We start from the raw sequence: 20,369 nt of genomic DNA on the forward strand, positions 1-20,369 counted from the left end.
AAGGAAAGCGAACTGTGGCAGCGACGAACCCGGTCCACTCCGCGATCTGCGTACGGGAGGCGGAGGAAACCCTGGCGGAATTGCGGGACGCGCTCGAAAGGGCCGGAATCACCCTGCCGTCGTTGGGGCTGGACCCGGCAGGGCTCGCCCGTGAGGCGCCCTGCCCGCTCGTGGACCTGGGCCGCTGCTCGGTGGAGACGGCCGCCCGGCTCGCTGCGGTGCTGCGGTGAGCGGCGCGCGCCGGCCCCCGGTCGGCTCGTACGCCATGGACACCGGTACGGGCCGGGTCGGGGTCGTCATGGGCCACGAGGGGCCGTACGTGCAGTTACGGCCCCTCGGCGGGGGCCGCGAGTGGGACTGCGCACCGGAGTCGGTGCGCACCGCGACCCCGGCCGAGCGGCTCCGCGCCGCCACGGCCTACGCCAACGCGCGCAGCCGCGGGGAGGTGCCGTAGGCGGGACCGGGGCCGGGGCCGGGTCCGAGGCCCGGTCCGGGGCCGGGGCCGGGGGTCAGGTCCGGGACCGGGGCCGGGGGTCAGGTCCGGGTCCGGGGCCCGGGTTGCGCCACTCCGGTCCGGGCCCGCCGCGCCGTGGGCGAGAATGGGGCCATGAGTCTGTTCCGCGACGACGGCATCGTGCTGCGCACCCAGAAGCTGGGTGAGGCGGACCGGATCATCACGCTGCTCACGCGCGGGCACGGGCGGGTGCGGGCGGTGGCCCGCGGGGTGCGGCGGACCAAGTCGAAGTTCGGGGCGCGGCTGGAGCCGTTCTCGCACGTGGACGTGCAGTTCTTCGCGCGGGGCAGCGAGCTGGTCGGGCGCGGGCTGCCGCTGTGCACGCAGAGCGAGACCATCGCGCCCTACGGCGGCGGGATCGTCACCGACTACGCCCGCTACACCGCGGGCACCGCCATGCTGGAGACCGCCGAGCGGTTCACCGACCACGAGGGCGAGCCGGCCGTGCAGCAGTACCTGCTGCTGGTGGGCGCCCTGCGCACCCTCGCCCGCGGCGAGCACGCCCCGCACCTGGTGCTGGACGCGTTCCTGCTGCGCTCGCTCGCCGTCAACGGCTACGCGCCCAGCTTCGGCGACTGCGCCAGGTGCGGGATGCCCGGGCCCAACCGGTTCTTCTCGGTGGCCTCCGGCGGTTCGGTCTGCGCCGACTGCCGGGTGCCCGGCAGTGTCGTACCCTCGCCGCAGACCCTCGTGCTGCTCGGCGCGCTGCTCACGGGAGACTGGGCGACGGCGGACGCCTGCGAGCCGCGGTACGTGCGGGAGGGCAGCGGGCTGGTGTCCGCCTATCTGCACTGGCACCTGGAGCGCGGACTGCGCTCGCTCAGGTACGTGGAAAAGCAGTAGGAACTGCGAGATCGGAAAGACGAGGAGCACATGGCCGTACGCGGGATCCTGGGGCGCCAGCGACGTCAGTACCGGGCGCCCGAGCCGCACCCGTCCGGCGCGCGCCCGCCGAAGCTGCCGGGCGAGCTGGTCCCCGAGCATGTGGCGATCGTCATGGACGGCAACGGCCGCTGGGCCAAGGAGCGCGGGCTGCCGCGCACCGAGGGGCACAAGGTCGGCGCGGAGCGGGTGCTGGACGTGCTCCAGGGCGGGGTGGAGATCGGCGTCCGCAACATCTCGCTGTACGCCTTCTCCACGGAGAACTGGAAGCGCTCACCCGACGAGGTGCGCTTCCTGATGAACTTCAACCGCGACTTCATCCGCAAGACCCGCGACCAGCTCGACGAGCTGGGCATCCGGGTGCGCTGGGCGGGCCGTATGCCCCGGCTGTGGAAGTCGGTCGCCAAGGAGCTCCAGGTCGCCCAGGAGCAGACCAAGGACAACGACCGGCTGACGCTGTACTTCTGCATGAACTACGGCGGCCGGGCGGAGATCGCGGACGCGGCCAAGGCGCTGGCGGAGGACGTGCGGGCGGGGCGGCTGGACCCGGCGAAGGTGACCGAGAAGACGCTCCAGAAGTACATGTACTACCCGGACATGCCGGACGTCGACCTCTTCCTGCGCCCCAGCGGCGAGCAGCGCACGTCCAACTACCTGCTCTGGCAGAGCGCCTACGCCGAGATGGTGTTCCAGGACGTGCTGTGGCCCGACTTCGACCGCCGCGACCTGTGGCGGGCGTGCGTCGAGTTCGCCTCCCGCGACCGCCGCTTCGGTGGCGCCATCCCGAACGAGGAGCTGCTGGCGATGGAGGGCCGCACGGAGGAGGACTGACGCCACGGACGCCGGCCGGTCGGCGGGGACGCGGCCTGCGGGCACTTCGGCCGGGTGGGGCGCCCCCGCCGTCCCGGGGCCCGCGGATCGGCGCCCGCGCCGATGCCAGCGGTGCCCGCCGGCACGCGTGGCGCCCGCGCCGGCTCAGCGGCCGGCGGCCGTCGCGCAGTCCGCGCAGGTGCCGAAGATCTCCACCGTGTGGGCGACGTTGACGTAGCCGTGCTCCGCGGCGATGGCCTCGGCCCACTTCTCCACCGCCGGGCCCTCGACCTCGACCGCCTTGCCGCAGACGCGGCACACGAGATGGTGGTGGTGCTCGCCGCTCGAGCAGCGGCGGTAGACGGACTCGCCCTCGGAGGTGCGCAGGACGTCGACCTCGCCCGCGTCGGCGAGGGACTGAAGGGTGCGGTAGACCGTGGTCAGGCCCACCGAGTCGCCCTTGTGCTTGAGCATGTCGTGGAGCTCCTGCGCGCTGCGGAACTCGTCGACCTCGTCGAGGGCCGCCGCGACAGCGGCACGCTGCCGGGTGGCGCGGCCCTTCACGGGCGGTCCTGCGGTCGTCACCGGGTGCCTCCTTCGGCGGCTCACGTCTGCGCCTGCCGGGCCATTGTGCCAGCCGGATCCGCGCACGGTCAGACGCCGGCCCGGCCGCCCGCGCTCCGGGTGGCCGGAATGGCGCACTCCACCGGGTCCCCGGCGGGCCGCGACGCGGCGAGCGCCCGGGCGCGGCGCCGGGCCAGCGGGGTGGCGAGCGCGGTGAGGACGACGAACGCGGCGATGGTCAGCAGCACGATCGTCGCGCCGGGCGGCACGTCCTGGTAGTACGAGGTGACCGTGCCGCCGGTGGTGACGCCCACCCCGATGGCGACGGCGATCGCGAAGGTCGCGGCGAAGCTGCGGCCGAGCTGCTGGGCCGCCGCCACCGGGACCACCATCAGCGCGGAGACCAGCAGCAGTCCGACCACCCGCATCGCGACCGTCACCGTCACCGCCGCCGTGACCGCCGTGAGCAGGTTCAGGGCGCGCACCGGCAGGCCGGTCACCCGGGCGAACTCCTCGTCCTGGCTCACCGCGAACAGCTGCCGGCGCAGCCCGACGGTGACCAGCACCACGAACCCCGCGAGCAGGCAGACCGCGGTGACGTCCGAGGGGGAGACGGTGGACAGGGAGCCGAAGAGGTACGAGGTCAGGTTGGCGTTGGAACCGCCGGGGGCGAGGTTGATCAGCAGGACGCCGCCCGCCATGCCGCCGTAGAAGAGCATGGCGAGGGCGATGTCGCCGCGGGTGCGGCCGTACCAGCGGATCAGCTCCATCAGGACCGCGCCGAGCACGGACACCGCGGTCGCCGTCCACACCGGGGAGGTGGACAGCAGGAAGCCCAGGCCCACGCCGGTCATGGCCACATGGCCGATGCCGTCGCCCATCAGGGCCTGGCGGCGCTGGACGAGGTAGATGCCGACGGCGGGGGCGGTGACGCCGACCAGCACGGCGGCGAGCAGCGCGCGCTGCATGAAGGCGTAGTTCAGGAGGTCCATCAGCTCAGCAGTCCCGTGCGGATCGGGCCGGCGCCGGCGGCGCCGTCGTGCGGGTGTACGTGGTCGTGGCCCGGCAGGGCGTGCTGGCCGACGGCCTTCGGGGGCGGGCCGTCGTGCACCACGCAGCCGTCGCGCAGGACGACCGCCCGGTCGATCAGCGGCTCCAGCGGGCCGAGCTCGTGCAGCACCAGCAGCACCGTCGTACCGGCCGCGACCTGTTGGCGCAGGGTCCGCGCCAGCACCTCCTGGCTGGCCAGGTCGACGCCCGCCATCGGCTCGTCCATGATCAGCAGCTCGGGGGCGGCGGCCAGCGCGCGGGCGATCAGCACCCGCTGGTACTGGCCGCCGGACAGGGCGTTCACCGAGTCCTTCGCGCGGTCCGCCATGCCGGTCAGCTCCAGGGCGCGGCGCACGGCGTCGTGGTCGGCGCGGCGGAAGACGCCGAAGCGGGTGCGGGAGAGCCGGCCCGAGGAGACGATCTCGGTGACGGTCGCCGGGACGCCGGCCGCCGCGGTGGTGCGCTGCGGGACGTAGCCCACGCGCGACCAGGCACGGAAACGGCGCCGCGGGGTGCCGAACAGCTCGACCTCGCCGGCGCTGACCGGCACCTGGCCGATCACCGTGCGGACCGCCGTGGACTTGCCGGAGCCGTTCGCGCCGAGCAGGGCGACCACCTCGCCGCGGCGGACGGTCAGGTCGACGCCGCGCAGCACGGGCCGCGGGCCGAGGTCGGCGCGGACACCGCGCAGGGCTATGACGGGTTCGGGGCCGAGGTCGGGGTCGGGCTGGGGTCGTGGTCCGGATCGGGGTTGTGGTCCGGGTCCGGGCCGGGGCTCCGGCTCGGGGTCGGGCCGGGGTTCGGGCTCGGGGTCGGGTCGGTGTGCGGTCATGGCGTCCTTCTCCTCGGCTGTCGCTGGCGGTGTCACCGGGCGCCCAGGGCCGTGCGCAGCGCCTGGAGGTTGGCGTCCATGACCTGGAGGTAGTCCCGGCCGCGCGAGGCGTCGGTGATGCCCTCGAGCGGGTCGAGCACGTCCGTGCGCAGGCCCGCGTCGGCGGCGACGGTCCTCGCGGTGTCGTCGCTGACGAGGGTCTCGTAGAAGACGGTCGTGACGCCGTCGGCCTTCGCGGTGCGCTGCAGGTCCCGGACGCGGGCCGCGCTGGGCTCGGACTCCGGGTCGAGGCCGCTGACCGCCTCCTGGGTCAGGCCGTAGCGCTCGGCGAGGTAGCCGAAGGCGGCGTGCGTGGTGACGAAGACCCTGGTCCGGGTGTGCGCGAGGCCCTGTGCGAACCGGGTGTTCAGCGCCCTGAGCTGCCCGACCAGGGCCGCGGTGTTCTTCCGGTAGTCGGCGGCGTGCTCCGGGTCGCTCTTCGCGAAGACCCTGCCGACGCCCTCGGCGATCTGCGCGTAGCGCACCGGGTCGAGCCAGACGTGCGGGTCCCGGCCGTCGGACGCCCCGCCGCGCCGGCCGTCGTGGTCCTCGGGGACGTCGTGGCCGCCGTCCTGGCTGTCGTGGCCGTCGGCGGGGCCGCCCGCCTCGACGCCGTGCTTCTCCAGCGTGGTGAGGGAGGAGGCGTCGATCTTGGTCTTCACCGGTGACTGGGCGACGGTCTCGTCGACGGAGGGCTGGAGCCCCTTGAGATAGAGGACGGCGTCGGACTCCTCCAGGCGCGCGGTCTGCCGGACGCTGATCTCCAGGTCGTGCGGCTCCTGACCGGGCCGGGTGAGACTGGTGACGTGGACGTGGCTCCCGCCGATCCGCTCGGCGAGGAAGGCCATCGGGTAGAACGACGCGACGACGTCGAACTTGTCCGTGTTGCCCGCCGCGGCGCCGGTGGAGCAGCCCGTCAGCGCTCCCGCACCCACGGCGGCGGCCACCGCGAGGGCGGTGCCCGGTATGAGGTGACGTCGTCCCTTGTTCATGACACTCATTTTCAACAAAAATGGAAACCGTTGTCAACAAGCCCTCGTGAGGGCTCCGTGGGGCCTTCGTGGGGGCCCGCGGGGGCCCGGATGCGGTCCGTGTCCGGCACCGATTTGATTGAGGGGGAGCCCCCGCCGGTACCCTGAAGCATTCGCTCTGAAGCGTCTCGCTTCGTCGAAGCGCAGCCGTCGCTTCGTCGCCCGTCGTCGTAATGAAGAGAGCACCGTGGCCGCCGACAAGATCGACACCATCGTCAGCCTGAGCAAGCGCCGTGGCTTCGTATTCCCCTGCAGTGAGATCTACGGCGGCCAGCGCGCCGCCTGGGACTACGGGCCGCTGGGTGTCGAGCTCAAGGAGAACCTCAAGCGCCAGTGGTGGCGCTACATGGTGACGTCCCGCGAGGACGTGGTCGGCATCGACTCGTCCGTGATCCTGGCCCCCGAGGTGTGGGTCGCCTCCGGTCACGTCGCCACCTTCACGGACCCGCTGACCGAGTGCACCTCCTGCCACAAGCGGTTCCGCGCGGACCACCTGGAGGAGGCCTACGAGGCCAAGCACGGCCGCGCCCCGGAGAACGGCCTCGCGGACGTCAACTGCCCCAACTGCGGCAACAAGGGCCAGTTCACCGAGCCCAAGCAGTTCTCGGGCCTGCTCTCCACCCACCTCGGTCCCACCCAGGACTCCGGCTCCATCGCCTACCTGCGCCCCGAGACGGCCCAGGGCATCTTCACCAACTTCGCCCAGGTGCAGACCACCTCGCGCCGCAAGCCGCCGTTCGGCATCGCCCAGATGGGCAAGTCGTTCCGCAACGAGATCACGCCGGGCAACTTCATCTTCCGCACCCGCGAGTTCGAGCAGATGGAGATGGAGTTCTTCGTCAAGCCGGGCGAGGACGAGAAGTGGCACGAGTACTGGATGGAGCAGCGCTGGAACTGGTACACCGGCCTGGGTCTCCGTGAGGAGAACATGCGCTGGTACGAGCACCCCAAGGAGAAGCTCTCCCACTACTCCAAGCGCACCGCCGACATCGAGTACCGCTTCAACTTCGGCGGCAACGAGTGGGGCGAGCTGGAGGGCGTCGCCAACCGCACCGACTACGACCTCGGCGCCCACTCCAAGGCCTCCGGCCAGGACCTGTCGTACTTCGACCAGGAGGCCGGCGAGCGCTGGACGCCGTACGTCATCGAGCCCGCGGCCGGTGTCGGCCGGGCGATGCTCGCCTTCCTCCTCGACGCCTACGTCGAGGACGAGGCGCCCAACGCCAAGGGCAAGATGGAGAAGCGCACCGTGCTGCGCCTGGACCACCGCCTGGCCCCGGTGAAGGTCGCGGTGCTGCCGCTGTCCCGCAACCCGGAGCTGTCGCCCAAGGCCAAGGGCCTGGCGCAGACCCTGCGGCAGAACTGGAACATCGAGTTCGACGACGCGGGCGCCATCGGCCGCCGCTACCGCCGCCAGGACGAGATCGGCACGCCGTACTGCGTCACCGTCGACTTCGACACCCTGGACGACAACGCGGTGACCGTGCGCGAGCGCGACTCGATGAAGCAGGAGCGGGTGTCCCTCGACCAGATCGAGGGCTACCTGGCCGGCCGCCTCGTGGGCTGCTGACCCCGCAACCCTTCGGCGCCGGACGGCCGCCGGGTCCTTCCGACCCGCCGGCCGTCCGGCGTTTTGCCGTCGGGGCGGCCGAGGACCGCACGCGAGCCGTGCGTGCGTCGGGCGGTCCCCGGCGGGCTGCGCGTCGGGCGACCGTGCGTCGGCCGTCCGTGCGCGGGCGTGCGGGGGCCGGGTGGTCGTGGCGGGGCGAGCGTGTTCGGACGGTCCCCGCGGGGGCCGTTGGCGTCAGCCGATCGTGCGGGGCAGGCGCAGGCTCAGCAGGCCGGTCAGGAGTACGCCCGCCAGTTGGACCAGGAGGGCCGTCACCAGGGCGTCCCGCATGCCCATGCCGGGCACCAGCGACAGGAACAGCGTGCCGAGGGTGGCCACGCCCAGCGCCAGCGCGGACTGCTGGGTGGTGACCATGACCCCGCTGCCGACGCCCGCACGGGCGGCCGGTACCTCCGAGAGGATGATCCGGAACACGATGGGCAGCTGGAGCGCCTGGCCCGCACCGGCGACCGCCGCACCGGGCAGCAGTTCCACCAGCCCGAGATGCGGCCACGACCGCCACGCGGCCAGCACCAGCAGCCCCACCCCGACCGCCTGGACGACCGCCCCCGCGGTCACCACACGGGTGCCGTACCGGGCGACCAGCCGCGGCCCCGCCAGCGAGACGAAGAAGAAGGCCACGGCCATCGGGGCCAGCGCCAGACCCGCCGGGACCGGGCCGAGGCCCGCCCCCCGCTGGAGCGCCACGGCGATGACGAACATGAAGCCGCTGAAGCCGATCGAGAACGGCACGATCATCACCAGGCCGCGGCGCAGCGACACCAGCCGGAACAGGCTCGGCGGCACCAACGGCGTACGGCCGAGCCGGTCCGCCCTCCGCTCCACCGCCCAGAAGGCCGCCGCCACGCCCGGGAAGGCGGCCAGCGACATCCACGTCCACAGCGGCCAGCCCGCCGCGCGGCCCTCGGTGAGCGGGGCGAGCAGGGCCAGCAGGGAGGCTGCCAGCAGTACGGTGCCGGGGCCGTCGACCGGCTCCGGGTGCGAGGAGCGGGTCTCCGGGACCGCCCGGGCGGCCAGCAGCAGTCCGGCGACCACCACGGGCACGTTGACCAGGAACACCGCGCGCCAGCCGGTGCCCCACGGGTCCGCGGCGACCAGGACGCCGCCGAGGATCTGCCCGGCCACCATGGACAGGCCGGCGGTCGCGCCGTACAGGCCCATCGCCCTGGCCCGGCGGGGTCCGGAGGTGGTCGCCTGGATGGTGGCCAGCACCTGCGGCAGCATCGCGGCGGCGGCGGCGCCCTGCGCCACGCGCGCGGCGACCAGCGGCCAGGCGCCGGGCGCGAGACCGCACGCCAGCGAGGTGAGGCCGAAGGCCGCCATGCCGCCGAGGAACAGCCGGCGGCGGCCGAACAGGTCGCCCAGCCGGCCACCGAGGACGAGCAGGACGGCGTAGGCCAGCCCGTAGCCGGAGACGACGAGTTCGAGGACCGCCTCGCCCGCGTGCAGGTCGCGGCCGATGGTGGGCAGGGCGACGTTGACGATGAAGAAGTCGATGAGGGGCAGTGCCGCGGCGAGCAGCACCGTGAACAGTCCGGTCCCGCCCAGCGCGGGAGGCGCCTCGGGGGAGCGTACGAGGCGTGAGGAGATGGTTTCGGTCGTCACGGTCCCGAGCCTGCGCGTCCGCCGAGGGGGGTACCAGAGTGTTCTTATCCTGGTAGCGGCACCACCTGGAAACAGGGTCCCCGCGGCGGCAGGCTGGAGGCATGAGCACCATGGCCCAGGAGACGCCGGTACGCCAGGAGCAGGCTCCCCGGGCGGCGCAGCCGCCCCCGCCCGCGCAGGGCGCGACCCGGTCCGCGCAGGCCGCGGCCTCCGAGATACGGCGGCACGAGCTGGCCGCCTTCCTGCGCCACCGCCGCGAGCACATCACCCCGGAACAGGTCGGCCTGCCCCGCGGACGCAGGCGCCGCACCCCGGGCCTGCGCCGTGAGGAGGTGGCGCACCTCTCCGCGGTCGGCGTCACCTGGTACACCTGGCTGGAACAGGCCCGGGACATCCAGGTCTCCGTCCAGGTCCTCGACGCCCTCGCCCGGACCCTGCTGCTCGACCCCGGGGAGCGTGCCCACCTCTTCCAGCTGGCCGGCGCCACGGATCCGGCGCCCACGACCGTCTGCCCGTCGGTCACCCCCGCCCTGCGGGCCGTCCTGGAGCAGCTCGAGCCCTTCCCGGCCTGCCTGCAGAACAGCAGGTACGACATCCTCGCCCACAACCGCACCTACGGACTGCTCTTCTGCGACCTGGACGCGGTGCCGCCCGGGGACCGCAACTGCATGATCCTCGCCTACACCCACGAGGAGTGGCGCTCCTCGATCGTGCATCTGGAGGAGGCCCAGCGGCACATGGCCGCCCGCTTCCGCGCCGCGATGGCCGGTCATCTGGCCGAGCCCACCTGGAAGACGCTCCTGAAGCGGCTGCGCGAGCAGTCGCCGGACTTCCGCGAGATCTGGGACCGGCACGAGGTGATGGGCCCGGCCCACAAGCGCAAGGAGTTCCGCAACGCCCACGTCGGCCGGATCACCGTCGACCACACCGACCTGTGGCTCGGCCCGGACGCGGGGCCCCGCCTGGTGACGTACACCCCGGCGGACGAGGAGTCGCGCGAGCGACTGGAGAAGCTGCACGCGATCGCACGGGAGCGCGGGGCCTGACCGTACGGGAGCCTGACCGTACGGGCGCGCGGGGCCTGACCGTACCGGCGCGCCGGTGGTGGCTCAGGCGTGGACGCCCGCCGCCTGGCGGACCTCGTTCTCCTGGAGGCGGTCGGCGGTGCGCTCGGCGGTGCGGCGGGCCCAGCGGCCGGAGGTGATCGCGCCGAGCACCAGCACCGCCGCCCCGCACACCACCAGCACCCACCACCCCGGCCGGGCGGCCGAGACGAAGGCGTCCTGGTAGGAGGAGGCGCCGACGCCGGAGGCGAGCAGGGCGCCCACCACCGCCACCCCGAGGGTCTGGCCGAGCTGACGGCTGGTGGAGGCGACGGCGGCCGCCACCCCGGCCTGGGCGCGGGGCATCCCGGAGACGGCCGTGTTGGTGATGGGGGCGTTGACGAAGCCGAAGCCGACGCCGAACAGGACGTACCCGATCACCAGGGTGAGGTTCGACGTCTCGGCCTCGAAGGCCGCGAACAGCACCGCGCTGACGGTCATCGCGGCACCGGCGATCAGCAGCGGCAGCCGCGGCCCGCGGCTGCCGACCAGCCGCCCGGACAGCGGCGCGCACAGGAAGGTGGGCGCCGCCATGGGCAGCATCCACAGGCCGGCGTGCAGCGCGTCGAGACCGCGTACGTTCTGCAGGTAGAGCGTGGACAGGAAGAGGAACCCGCCGAGGGCGGCGAAGCCGCTGACCGCGATCACGGTGGCCCCGCTGAACGGGGCGGAGCGGAAGAAGCGCAGATCGATCAGGGGTTCGGCGCGACGCGGCTCGTACCACAGCAGACCGAGCAGGGCGGCCAGGGCGACCACCGCGAAGGGCGCGACGGTGGCGAGGCCGGCGGCGGGGGCCTCGATGATGGCGTAGGTCAGGGCGCCGAACAGGGCGATCACCAGTACCTGCCCGACCGGGTCGGGCCGACGGGCCCTCGGCGCGCGGGACTCGGGCACGAAGCGCAGGGTCAGCAGCAGCGCGGCGAGGCCGACGGGCAGGTTGACCCAGAAGATCGAGCGCCAGCCGACCGACTCCACCAGCAGTCCGCCGACCAGCGGGCCCGCGGCCATGGATATCCCGACCACGGCGCCCCAGGCGCCGATCGCGCGGGCGCGCTCGCGCGGGTCGGTGAAGGTGTTGGTGATGATCGACATCGCGACCGGGTTCAGCATCGAGCCGCCGATCGCCTGCACCATGCGGAAGACGACCAGCAGTTCCAGGTTGGGCGCCAGCGAGCACAGCAGCGAGCCGATGCCGAAGACGACCAGGCCGGACATGAAGACGCGTTTGCGGCCGATCCGGTCGGCCGTGGAGCCGGCCAGCATCAGCAGGGAGGCGAGGACCAGCGTGTAGGCGTCGATGGTCCACTGCAGTCCGGACGTGCTCGCGTGCAGCTCGCGCTGCATCGAGGGCAGGGCGACATTGAGGACGGTGTTGTCCAGGCTCACGATCAGCAGGCTCATGCAGCAGATCGCGAGCACCAGCATCCGCCGGCGGTGGCTGAGCTCGGGCATGACGCCCATGGTACGTGATTTCGATAGTGCGGTTAACTAATGACCGTTACATGATCTTCGTCGATACGTGACAATGGGGGAATGCCCACGCCCGAGTCCCCCCTGCAGATCGGCCCGCACACCGTCCGGCCGCCCGTGGTCCTGGCCCCCATGGCCGGCATCACCAACGCCCCCTTCCGCACGCTGTGCCGGGAGTTCAGCGGCGGCAAGGGTCTGTTCGTCAGCGAGATGATCACCACCCGGGCCCTGGTCGAGCGCAACGACAAGACCATGCAGCTGATCAGGTTCGACGCGAGCGAGCGCCCCCGCTCGATCCAGCTGTACGGCGTCGACCCGGCCACCGTGGGCAAGGCCGTCCGCATGATCGCGGAGGAGGACCTGGCCGACCACATCGACCTCAACTTCGGCTGCCCGGTGCCCAAGGTGACCCGCAAGGGCGGCGGCTCCGCCCTGCCCTACAAGCGCAACCTGCTGCGCTCCATCCTGCGCGAGGCGGTCAGCGGCGCCGGCGACCTGCCGGTCACCATGAAGATGCGCAAGGGCATCGACGACGACCACCTCACCTACCTCGACGCCGGACGGATCGCCGTCGAGGAGGGCGTGAGCGCCATCGCGCTGCACGGCCGCACCGCCGCCCAGCACTACGGCGGCACCGCGGACTGGGACGCCATCGCCCGGCTGAAGGAGCACGTCCCGGAGATCCCGGTGCTCGGCAACGGCGACATCTGGTCCGCCGGCGACGCCCTGCGGATGGTCCGCGAGACCGGCTGCGACGGCGTGGTCGTCGGCCGCGGCTGCCTGGGCCGGCCGTGGCTGTTCGCCGACCTGGTCGCCGCCTTCGAGGGCCGTTCGGACGCCTATGCGCGGCCGGCCCTGCGCGAGGTCGCCGACGTCATGGTCCGGCACGCCACCCTGCTCGGCGAGTGGCTCGGCGACGAGCAGCGCGGTGTGGTCGACTTCCGCAAGCACGTGGCCTGGTACCTGAAGGGCTTCGCGGTCGGCTCCGAGATGCGCAGGCGGCTCGCGGTCACCTCCTCGCTGGAGGAACTGCGCGGCGGCCTGGACGAGCTGGACCTCGACCAGCCCTGGCCGGCCGGCGCCGACGGCCCGCGCGGCCGCACGTCCGGGAACAACCGGGTGGTGCTCCCGGACGGCTGGCTCAAGGACCCCTACGACTGCGCGGGCGTCGGCGAGGACGCCGAACTGGACACCTCCGGGGGCTGACACCCGCGGCCCCCGGCCCGCGGCCCCCGGCCCCCGGTCCCCGGCCCCGGCCCCCGGGCGGCACCGGCAGGGGGCCGGAACCGGGGCGGGCGCGGGTCAGCGCTTGGACGGGTGCGGGACGGAGCCGTACGCGGTCAGGAAGCGGTCGCGGAAGGCGCTCATCCTCCACACCGGGGCGTCGTGCGCCGGCCGCAGCCCGTCCGTCCAGCCCCAGCTCGCGATCTTGTCGAGGACCTTGGGGTCCTTGGCGACGATCGAGCACGGCACGTCCCGGCTGGCGTGGTTGCCGCTGACCCGGGCGATGGGCTGGTGGTCGCCGAGGAAGACCAGCACGGTGTTGTCGTTGCCGTAGCGCTGGAGCCACTGGGTCAGGGCCGTCACCGAGTACTGGATCGACTTGCCGTACTCCTCACGGGAGCGGATGGGGTCGGCGATGACGTCCTCCGCCTTGGTGCCGGCCGCCTCGATGCCCTGGAACACCGAGCCGTCGCCGAGCCGGTCCCAGGGGACCAGCTTCGGGATCGGCGCCCAGGGCTGGTGGCTGGAGGTCAGGATGACGAACGAGGTCAGCGGCTTGTCGTGCTTCTTGCCGTGCACCTGCTGCTGGAACGCCTCCAGCGCGTACTGGTCGGGCATCGTCGACCAGCTGAACTTGGGTCCCGCGTAGCCGACCTGGAAGGCGTTGTACACCTTGTCCAGGCCGTACCACTTGGCCTCCGGCCAGCCCTTCTGCACGCCCGGCATGACCCCGACGGTGTCCCAGGCGCCCGTCCTGCGGAACGCCTCGGTGAGGGTGAGGTGGTCGCCCGCGGTCACCGTGCGGTAGCGGTTCTGGTTGTCCACCCACAGGCCCGACATGAACGTGGAGTGGCCGAGCCAGCTGCCGCCGCCGTACGTCGCCGAGGTCAGCCAGCCGCTCTTGGCGTGGAAGCCCGCCCGGGCCAGCGCCCGGGTGCTGGTCTCGAGGGTCCGGTCGACGCCGGGCGCCATGATCGGATCCTCGATCGCGCTGCGGCCGTAGCTCTCGATGAACGTGAAGATCATGTCCTTGCCGCGCAGGTCGGGCACGAGCTGGCTGCCCGGGGTGCCGCCGAACGCGTCCACCTTCGCCGTCCTCGCGAACTCCCGCTCGTCCCGGATCGTCGAACGCAGCGCCTGCTCGTGGTACTTGAGCATGACGACCGTGTGCTCGCTGGCCACGGGGACGCCGGCGATGTGCAGGTGCAGGGACGAGCACGTCATCCAGATCGCGCTGAGCACCAGCAGCACCCGGGTCGTGCGGGACCGGTCGCGGCCCAGGAAGTCGCTGACCCGCACGGTGGCCAGGGCCATCAGCGCGATCACCGCCAGCACCAGCAGCACGACACCGACCGTCGCGAGCAGCGCGACCGTGCCGCCGAGGGCGTCGGCGAGGTAGGACCGCGCGTCGTCGAGCAGCTCCCAGTCCAGGATCACGTTGAAGCTGCGGCCGAGGTACTGGTTGAACTGGATGTCGGTCAGGTTCAGCACGGTGAGCACGCCGAGGCACGCCCCGCCGACCGCCGCCACGGCGGTCCGCGTCCGGCGCCCCAGCGCGACCAGGACGGCCGCCCCGAGCAGTGCCTCCACCGGAATCCGGGTGAACGCCGCGATCCGGAACTGCTCCTGCTTGTTCGGCAGCAGCAGGGCGACCACGACCAGGGCCAGGGCGAGCAGCGTGACGGCGAGGGAGAGCACCCGCGCGGGAACGGGATGCGCGTCCTGCCATCCCCGCCACGCCCGGCGCACCGCACGGGGGCGCAGCGCCCGCAGGAACCGCAGGGGGAGGGGAGGACGGGGGGCACGGGGAGGACGGGGGGTGCCGGATTGCGTGGCCGCGTCCGGTGCGTCCGCCGAGGTGGCGGGTGTGCCGGGCTTGGCGGGTGCGTCCGCCTCCGCTTCCGGTGCGGGGGCCGAGGGCGCCTTGGTTTCCGCGGCCTCGGCGGCCTCGGCGGCCTCCGGAACCTCTGGGGCCTGCGGAGTCTCCTCGGCCTCGGCGGCCTCGCCGTCCTGCTCGGCCTCGACGGCCTCCGTGTTCTCCTCTGGTCGCTCGTCCTCGGAGCGCGCGCCCGGCTCGTCCGCGCCCCGCTCGTCCGCGGTGACCGGTTCGTCGGGGGCGACCCGGGGTGCGGGCAGCTCCTCGGCCGCCGTCGGCGGGGTGTCCGTACCGGTTGCGCCCGCCGTGTCCGACGGTCCGCGTGTACTCGTCTGCTGGGGCACCCCGAAGGTCCTTCCGTGCACGGCGTCGCGAGGTGGCGGGCCACGCTGGGGAGGCATGGCGGGCCACGAGGAAGCGGGCCCGCCTGACCCGCCGTCCTCCCGTACGGCCTGCCCGCCTCCCCTGTTCACGGCTCCGGGCAAACACCCGGCAAACGGCTCACCAAGGCGGGCACCAGGGCGGACGCCGAGACGGGCACCAGGGCGGGCGCCGGGGCGGGCGCCGGGGCGGTCCGGCGGGCGGACCTGCGGCCTACGCCCCGCCCACCGCCGTCAGCAGCGCCAGCGGGGCCGCCGCCGAGCGGGACTCGCGCACGCACGCGTGCGGGTAGGGCACCGGCTCGGCGTGGGTGCCGCGGCCGTAGCCCGCGAGCACCTCCGGCAGGCGGTGCCCGGTCGCGGTCGCGGCGTCGACCAGGCCGTGGGCGACCGTGCGGGCCTCGTCGTGCAGGCCGTAGCGCGCCAGCCCCAGCGTGATCAGCGCGTTGTCGTGCGGCCAGACCGAGCCGCGGTGGTACGACAGCGGGTGGTACGCCGGCTGTCCGGCGGCCAGCGTCCGTACGCCCCAGCCGGAGAAGAAGTCCGGTTCCAGCAGCCGGCGGCCGACCACCTCGCCGTACTCCTTGTCCAGCAGCCCCGACCACAGCAGATGGCCCGCGTCCGAGGCCAGCGCGTCCACCTGGCGGCCCTCCCCGTCCAGCGCCAGCGCGGGGAAGGACTGCTCCGCCATCCAGAAGTCCCGCTGGAAGCGGTCGCGCAGATCGGCCGCCGCCTGCTCCAGCAGCGCCGCGTACACCTCGTCCGACCACACCGTGCGCGCCAGCCACGCCGTGCGGCGCAGCGCGTCGTAGGCGTACCCCTGGGCCCCCGCCGCCATCACCGGGCCGGATGCGCGGGTGCCGTCGGCCGAGCAGATGGCGCCGGGGGAGTCCTTCCAGTTCTGGTTGGCGAGGCCGCCCTCGTCGGCGCGGTAGACGAGGTAGCCGCGCGAGGTCAGGCCGCCGTGGTCCAGCATCCAGCCGACGGCGGCGCGGGCGTGCGGCTGGAGCCGCCGGGCCATGTCCGTGTCGCCGGTCCGCTCGACGTACGCGCCGAGCAGGACCAGGAACAGCGGGGTGGCGTCCACCGAGCCGTAGTACCGGCCGAACGGCACCTGACCGAAGTGCGCCAGTTCCCCGTGCCGCACCTCGTGCACGATCTTGCCCGGCTGGGCGACCGCCCCGTGGCCGGCCGCCTCCCCGGCCACGGCCCGGGCCCCCGCCTGGGTCGCGGCGAGCGCGGGCAGCGTCGAGGCGGCCGGCTGCGGCCGGTAGGGGAGCGTGAACAGGGAGGTCAGCAGCGCGTCGCGGCCCAGCAGGGTGAGGAACCACGGGGCGCCCGCGGCGGGCACCCGCAGCTCCTCGCCGTCCGGGCCGGCCGCCGGGACCTGGAGCGCGGCCAGGTCGGCGAGGCCGCGCGCGCAGGCCGCGGCCAGCTCCGGCCAGCCGGTGGGGAAGGCGACGTCCTCGACGAAAGCGCCCTCGGCGGCCAGGAGCTGGGCCGAGACCGCGGAGGGGGAGCGGGGCACCCGTACCGCGCGCCGGTCGCCGTGCGGCCGGGCGATCACCCGCAGGGTCAGCTCCGCCGTGCCGTGCGGCTCCAGGCCGAGCGCCCAGACCAGGCGGCGGGCGCCGGTGCCGGTCTCCTCGACGCCGTCCGGCGCGGGCTCGGCCGTCACCGTCGTACAGGAGCGCCACTCGCCCCGGCGGTAACGGAACTCCACGCCGTCGTCCATCGCCTGACGGGAGCGCACCACACCGGTCTTGAAGTACGTGCGGTGGTCGGAGCGCAGCTCGAACTGGTCGGTGAAGTCCGCGTCGGCGGTGACCGCGAGCCGCACCGTCGTCGGCACCGGCCGGTTGCTGGTCACCCGTACGGACTCCACGAACGCGCCGTCGGCGACCGCCTGTTCCCGGAACAGCGTGTACGCCGGCGGCTCGGTGCGCCCGCCCCGGGGCACGAGGACGCAGCGCGCGGTGTCGCCGTCCGCGACCGGGGCCAGCGTCTCGGGCACGGCGCCGTCGACGGTGAGCTGCCAGCGGCTCAGATGCCGGGCGTCGCGCACGAACAGCCCGTCCGGAAAGCGGCCGCCGCGTACGCCGGTGATGTCGCCGCCGTCGCCCACGGCGGCGAACGTCGTGCCGTGCACGAGCAGATGATGCCGGTCCGTCATGCCCGGTCCCCTCCCTTGATGCCTTCGAGGCCCTCGATGTCCTGGGTGCGTTCGGTGCGTGGGATGCGGTGTAGATGCCTGTCGCCGGTGGCGTGGGTGACGTAGGTGCCGTCGGTGGCGTGGGTGCCGCGGGGGCTCCTCGTGGCGCCCGTGCTCGCGGCGGGGTGCTCGGCGCCCGACGGGTCGTACAGCAGGTCGAGCGTGAGCGCGGCGGTCCAGCCGAAGCCGAGCGCGCCGCAGGCCTCGCCGGTGAACGGGTCGACGTACTCCGCGAAGCCGCTCGCGCCGGCGGTGCGCAGCAGCTCCTCGCGCAGCGCGTCGGCCCGTCCTCGCTCGCCGTGCACCCGCAGCCCGCGCTCCACCAGCCAGCCGGTGTTGAACCAGGCCGGTCCCCGCCAGTACCGGTGCGGGTCGAAGGACTCGCCGAGGAGGTCGTAGCTGGGCACGAGCCGTGCGGTCGTGCCCAGGCCGAAGTGCGGTCCGTGCAGCGTGGCGACGAGGGCGGCGGCGATCTCCCGGGGCAGGCCCGGCAGCAGCAGCGGGACCAGCCCGGTGACGGCGCGCTCGGGGACGCGCTCGCCGGTGCGCAGGTCCCGGCACAGGAACAGCCCCGCGGCCGGGTCCCACAGCCGGTCGACGAGGGCCGCCGTCAGCCGCTCGGCGCGGGCGTGCCGGGCGGTGCCGGTCGCGCCGAGTTCCCGGGCGATGCGGGCGAGGGCGTGCTCGGAGGCGATCAGCAGCGCGTTGAAGGCGGGGTCCTCCACCGCGAAACCGCCCGCGCCGGCGGGGCGTTCGCCGTCGACCGCCCGCGCACCGGGGCGGACGGCGGGGCGGACGTCCGCGCCGGTACGGCGTTCCCCGGCCGGTGTGTCCCGGTGGCCGCGTTCCCGGCGGCCGCGGTCGCGGTGGCCGCGGTCGCGGTGGCCGCGGTCCCGATCGCCGCGGTCGCGGTAGCCGCCGTCGCGGTAGTCCGCCGCCAGTCGTACGTACCGCCCGTAGTCCAGGTCGGTGGGCCGGTCCTCGGGCGCGCCGTGGTCGAGGTCGGCGCGGCGGAAGGAGCGGGCCGGGGCGGGGGTGACGCGGGCGAGCGCGGCGTCCCAGCAGGGGCTGTTGTCCATGCCCTGCTCCCAGGGGTGGACCACGGCGGCCAGCCCGCCGCCCCCGTGGTCCCGGCGGTGCAGCAGATAGCGGTGCCAGGCGGCCAGCCGTGGGTAGAGGCGGGGCAGGAAGCCGCGCGCCCGGGACAGCTCCGGGTCGGCGCGGTGCACCAGCCAGGCCGCCAGCGCGTGCACCGGTGGCTGCACGATCCCCGAGGTCTGTACGGTGCGCGGGGCGCCCGCGGCGCGGCCCGCGGCCGAGGAGCGCCAGAAGTCGGGGCTGGGGAAGTAGGCGTCGAGCGGGACGGAGGGGTTGAAGACGATGTGCGGGATCCGCCCGTCGCCCCACTGGGCGGCCAGCAGCGTCTCCAGCTCGGTCTGGGCGCGTAACGGCGAGACGTGCCGCAGCCCGATCGCGATGAACGCGGAGTCCCAGGACCACTGGTGGGGGTACAGCCTGCGGGAGGGGACGGTGGAGGCGCCGGTCCAGTTGTCCTCCAGCACCCGGACGGCCGCGCGGCACAGGGCGTCGTCGTCCGCCCCGGACGGCGGCGGGAGCGGGGGCGCCGGGGCGGGGGACGGTGCCGGCGCGTGGGCGGGCGCCGGGGCGCGGGAGGGCGTCGGTGGCGGATCGTACGCGGGCGCGGGGCCGTTCCGCGCGGGGCGGGCGGTCAGTTGGGCCGTGCGATCCACTCGGGGCTCCCCGGAAGACGTCCTGCCCGACCGGATCGGTCGCGGCTGCCGTAGAGTTACGTCTATTTAACACGCAAAACTCAATATGTAATGCAGGATTGAGAAACACAAGGGGGTGCGCATGGCCGGACGGCCCGGAAGAACGGGAAGGGGCGTGAACCAGGCGAGCGCCGGCGATCTGCTCGAACTGGTGCGCAGTGGGCGGGCCACGACGCGCGGCGCCCTCCAGGAGGTCACCGGGCTGTCCCGGGCGACCGTCGGACAGCGCCTGGAACGGCTGTTCCGCGCGGGCTGGCTGCGCGAGGGCGCCGGCGGCCCGGTGGAGTCGCCCCAGGGCGGCCGGCCGGCCGTCACCCTGGAGTTCGACGGCGCCCACGCGGTCGTGCTGGCCGCCGACCTCGACACCCGGCACGCGCGGGCCGCCGTGCTGTCGCTGACCGGCGAGACGCACGCCGAGCACTCCGGGACCCTGGTGGTCGAGGACGGCCCGGACGCCGTGCTCGGGGAACTCGGCCGCTGGTTCGCGGACCTGCTGCAGAAGGCCGGTCACCGCGCGGACGAGGTGTGCGGGATCGGGCTGGCCGTGCCCGGGCCCGTCGACAGCGAGACCGGCCGGGTCGTCCAGCCGCCGATCATGCCCGGCTGGGACGGCTACGGTATACGCGGACGCCTGGCGCGGGCGTTCACCGAGCACACCGGCGCCGCCGCCGTGCCGGTCCTGGTCGACAACGACGCGAACCTCATGGCCTACGGCGAGCAGCGCACCGGATACCCGGACTGCTCGGCCTTCGTGCTCGTCAAGGTCTCCACCGGAATCGGCGCCGGGGTGGTGGTCGACGGCTCGGTCTACCGGGGCGTCGACGGGGGAGCCGGGGACATCGGGCACATCCGGGTCGGCGCCGAGGCGCTGTGCCGGTGCGGCTCCCGCGGCTGCCTGGCCGCCGTGGCCAGCGGTGGCGCGGTGGCCCGGCGGCTGGCCGAGGCGGGGGTGGCGGCGGCCAGCGGTTCGGACGTACGGGCCCTGCTGGCGGCCGGGCACCCGCAGGCGACCGCGCTCGCCCGGGAGGCCGGGCGGCAGGTGGGGGACGTGCTGGCGACGGTGGTCACCCTCCTCAACCCCGGTGTGCTGATGATCGCCGGCGATCTGGCCGGAACGCCGTTCCTGACCGGCGTGCGCGAGCTGCTGTACCAGCGGGCGCTGCCGCGCTCGACGGCCCACCTGGACGTGGTGACCGCGCGGCTCGGGGAACGGGCGGCGCTGGTGGGCGCCGGGGCGCTGGTGGTGGAGCACCTGTACGCGCCGGAACGGGTGGAGGAGCGGCTGCGGGCGCTCGGGGTGTGAGCGCGATCCATGGCGTCCGCATGGTGAAAACCGGCGGGCTGTGGCAGCGTGATT

The 20,369-nt window shown here is 74.0% G+C and carries 17 protein-coding genes; 8 read left to right on the forward strand and 9 right to left on the reverse strand.

What is annotated here, in order from left to right:
- Positions 1-14 precede the first annotated feature (14 nt).
- The 4 genes from ACI2LW_RS31205 (at position 15) to ACI2LW_RS31220 (ending at position 2,227) form a co-directional block, all read left to right on the forward strand.
- The gene (locus ACI2LW_RS31205; RefSeq protein WP_404734613.1) at positions 15-230 is read left to right on the forward strand and encodes a hypothetical protein; all 216 of its coding nucleotides are present in this window, start codon (positions 15-17) and stop codon (positions 228-230) included.
- Between the two features lie 35 nt (positions 231-265).
- Positions 266-454 carry a hypothetical protein gene (locus ACI2LW_RS31210; protein ID WP_404734634.1) on the forward strand — a complete coding sequence of 63 codons (189 nt, stop codon included), beginning with the start codon at positions 266-268 and terminating at the stop codon, positions 452-454.
- 153 nt (positions 455-607) lie between these two features.
- Positions 608-1,357, forward strand: coding sequence for a DNA repair protein RecO (recO, locus tag ACI2LW_RS31215; RefSeq protein WP_404734614.1), 750 nt, complete (start codon positions 608-610; stop codon positions 1,355-1,357).
- Positions 1,358-1,387: 30 nt separating this feature from the next.
- Positions 1,388-2,227: an isoprenyl transferase gene (locus ACI2LW_RS31220; RefSeq protein WP_404734615.1), complete on the forward strand. Its 840-nt coding sequence runs from the start codon at positions 1,388-1,390 to the stop codon at positions 2,225-2,227.
- Positions 2,228-2,371: 144 nt separating this feature from the next.
- On the opposite strand, the gene ACI2LW_RS31225 is transcribed toward ACI2LW_RS31220, so the two are convergent.
- The 4 genes from ACI2LW_RS31225 to ACI2LW_RS31240 all read right to left on the reverse strand — a co-directional run bounded on the left by ACI2LW_RS31225 (position 2,372) and on the right by ACI2LW_RS31240 (position 5,683).
- A complete protein-coding gene (locus ACI2LW_RS31225) occupies positions 2,372-2,791 on the reverse strand; it encodes a Fur family transcriptional regulator (protein ID WP_404734616.1) in 420 nt (139 codons plus the stop codon).
- Positions 2,792-2,859: 68 nt separating this feature from the next.
- A complete protein-coding gene (locus ACI2LW_RS31230; protein WP_404734617.1) occupies positions 2,860-3,762 on the reverse strand; it encodes a metal ABC transporter permease in 903 nt (300 codons plus the stop codon).
- Entirely contained in the window at positions 3,762-4,652 is an 891-nt protein-coding gene (locus tag ACI2LW_RS31235) for a metal ABC transporter ATP-binding protein (protein WP_404734618.1), read from the reverse strand. The genes ACI2LW_RS31230 and ACI2LW_RS31235 overlap by 1 nt, the downstream gene beginning before the upstream one ends.
- Positions 4,653-4,684: 32 nt before the next feature.
- Positions 4,685-5,683 (reverse strand): metal ABC transporter substrate-binding protein, encoded by a 999-nt coding sequence (locus ACI2LW_RS31240; protein WP_404734619.1) that lies wholly within the window; start codon positions 5,681-5,683, stop codon positions 4,685-4,687.
- A 226-nt stretch (positions 5,684-5,909) separates the two neighbouring features.
- Between ACI2LW_RS31240 and ACI2LW_RS31245 the strand changes: the two genes are divergently transcribed.
- On the forward strand, positions 5,910-7,292 hold the full coding sequence (locus ACI2LW_RS31245; RefSeq protein ID WP_404734620.1) for a glycine--tRNA ligase: 1,383 nt from the start codon (positions 5,910-5,912) through the stop codon (positions 7,290-7,292).
- A 234-nt stretch (positions 7,293-7,526) separates the two neighbouring features.
- Here ACI2LW_RS31245 and ACI2LW_RS31250 read toward each other — a convergent pair whose 3' ends face one another.
- Positions 7,527-8,957 (reverse strand): MFS transporter, encoded by a 1,431-nt coding sequence (locus ACI2LW_RS31250; protein WP_404734621.1) that lies wholly within the window; start codon positions 8,955-8,957, stop codon positions 7,527-7,529.
- A 101-nt stretch (positions 8,958-9,058) separates the two neighbouring features.
- Here ACI2LW_RS31250 and ACI2LW_RS31255 point away from each other — a divergent pair, with 101 nt between their 5' ends.
- Entirely contained in the window at positions 9,059-10,003 is a 945-nt protein-coding gene (locus ACI2LW_RS31255) for a helix-turn-helix transcriptional regulator (protein WP_404734622.1), read from the forward strand.
- Positions 10,004-10,066: 63 nt separating this feature from the next.
- On the opposite strand, the gene ACI2LW_RS31260 is transcribed toward ACI2LW_RS31255, so the two are convergent.
- The gene (locus ACI2LW_RS31260) at positions 10,067-11,512 is read right to left on the reverse strand and encodes an MFS transporter (RefSeq protein ID WP_404734623.1); all 1,446 of its coding nucleotides are present in this window, start codon (positions 11,510-11,512) and stop codon (positions 10,067-10,069) included.
- An 81-nt stretch (positions 11,513-11,593) separates the two neighbouring features.
- On the opposite strand from ACI2LW_RS31260, the gene dusB reads away from it, so the two are divergent.
- A complete protein-coding gene (gene dusB, locus ACI2LW_RS31265) occupies positions 11,594-12,736 on the forward strand; it encodes a tRNA dihydrouridine synthase DusB (RefSeq protein WP_404734624.1) in 1,143 nt (380 codons plus the stop codon).
- 96 nt (positions 12,737-12,832) lie between these two features.
- Here dusB and ACI2LW_RS31270 read toward each other — a convergent pair whose 3' ends face one another.
- From ACI2LW_RS31270 to ACI2LW_RS31280, 3 genes are all read right to left on the reverse strand, one after another.
- Positions 12,833-14,974, reverse strand: coding sequence for a CDP-alcohol phosphatidyltransferase (locus ACI2LW_RS31270; RefSeq protein ID WP_404734625.1), 2,142 nt, complete (start codon positions 14,972-14,974; stop codon positions 12,833-12,835).
- A gap of 250 nt (positions 14,975-15,224) precedes the next feature.
- A complete protein-coding gene (locus ACI2LW_RS31275; RefSeq protein WP_404734626.1) occupies positions 15,225-17,183 on the reverse strand; it encodes a glycogen debranching N-terminal domain-containing protein in 1,959 nt (652 codons plus the stop codon).
- Positions 17,180-18,973 (reverse strand): MGH1-like glycoside hydrolase domain-containing protein, encoded by a 1,794-nt coding sequence (locus ACI2LW_RS31280; RefSeq protein WP_404734627.1) that lies wholly within the window; start codon positions 18,971-18,973, stop codon positions 17,180-17,182. Before ACI2LW_RS31280 ends, ACI2LW_RS31275 begins: the two co-directional genes overlap by 4 nt.
- Positions 18,974-19,094: 121 nt before the next feature.
- Between ACI2LW_RS31280 and ACI2LW_RS31285 the strand changes: the two genes are divergently transcribed.
- On the forward strand, positions 19,095-20,315 hold the full coding sequence (locus tag ACI2LW_RS31285; protein ID WP_404734628.1) for an ROK family protein: 1,221 nt from the start codon (positions 19,095-19,097) through the stop codon (positions 20,313-20,315).
- The last annotated feature ends 54 nt before the right edge of the window (positions 20,316-20,369 follow it).

The sequence above is a fragment of the Streptomyces sp. NPDC004065 genome (genome assembly GCF_044903565.1).
GTDB lineage: Bacteria > Actinomycetota > Actinomycetes > Streptomycetales > Streptomycetaceae > Streptomyces.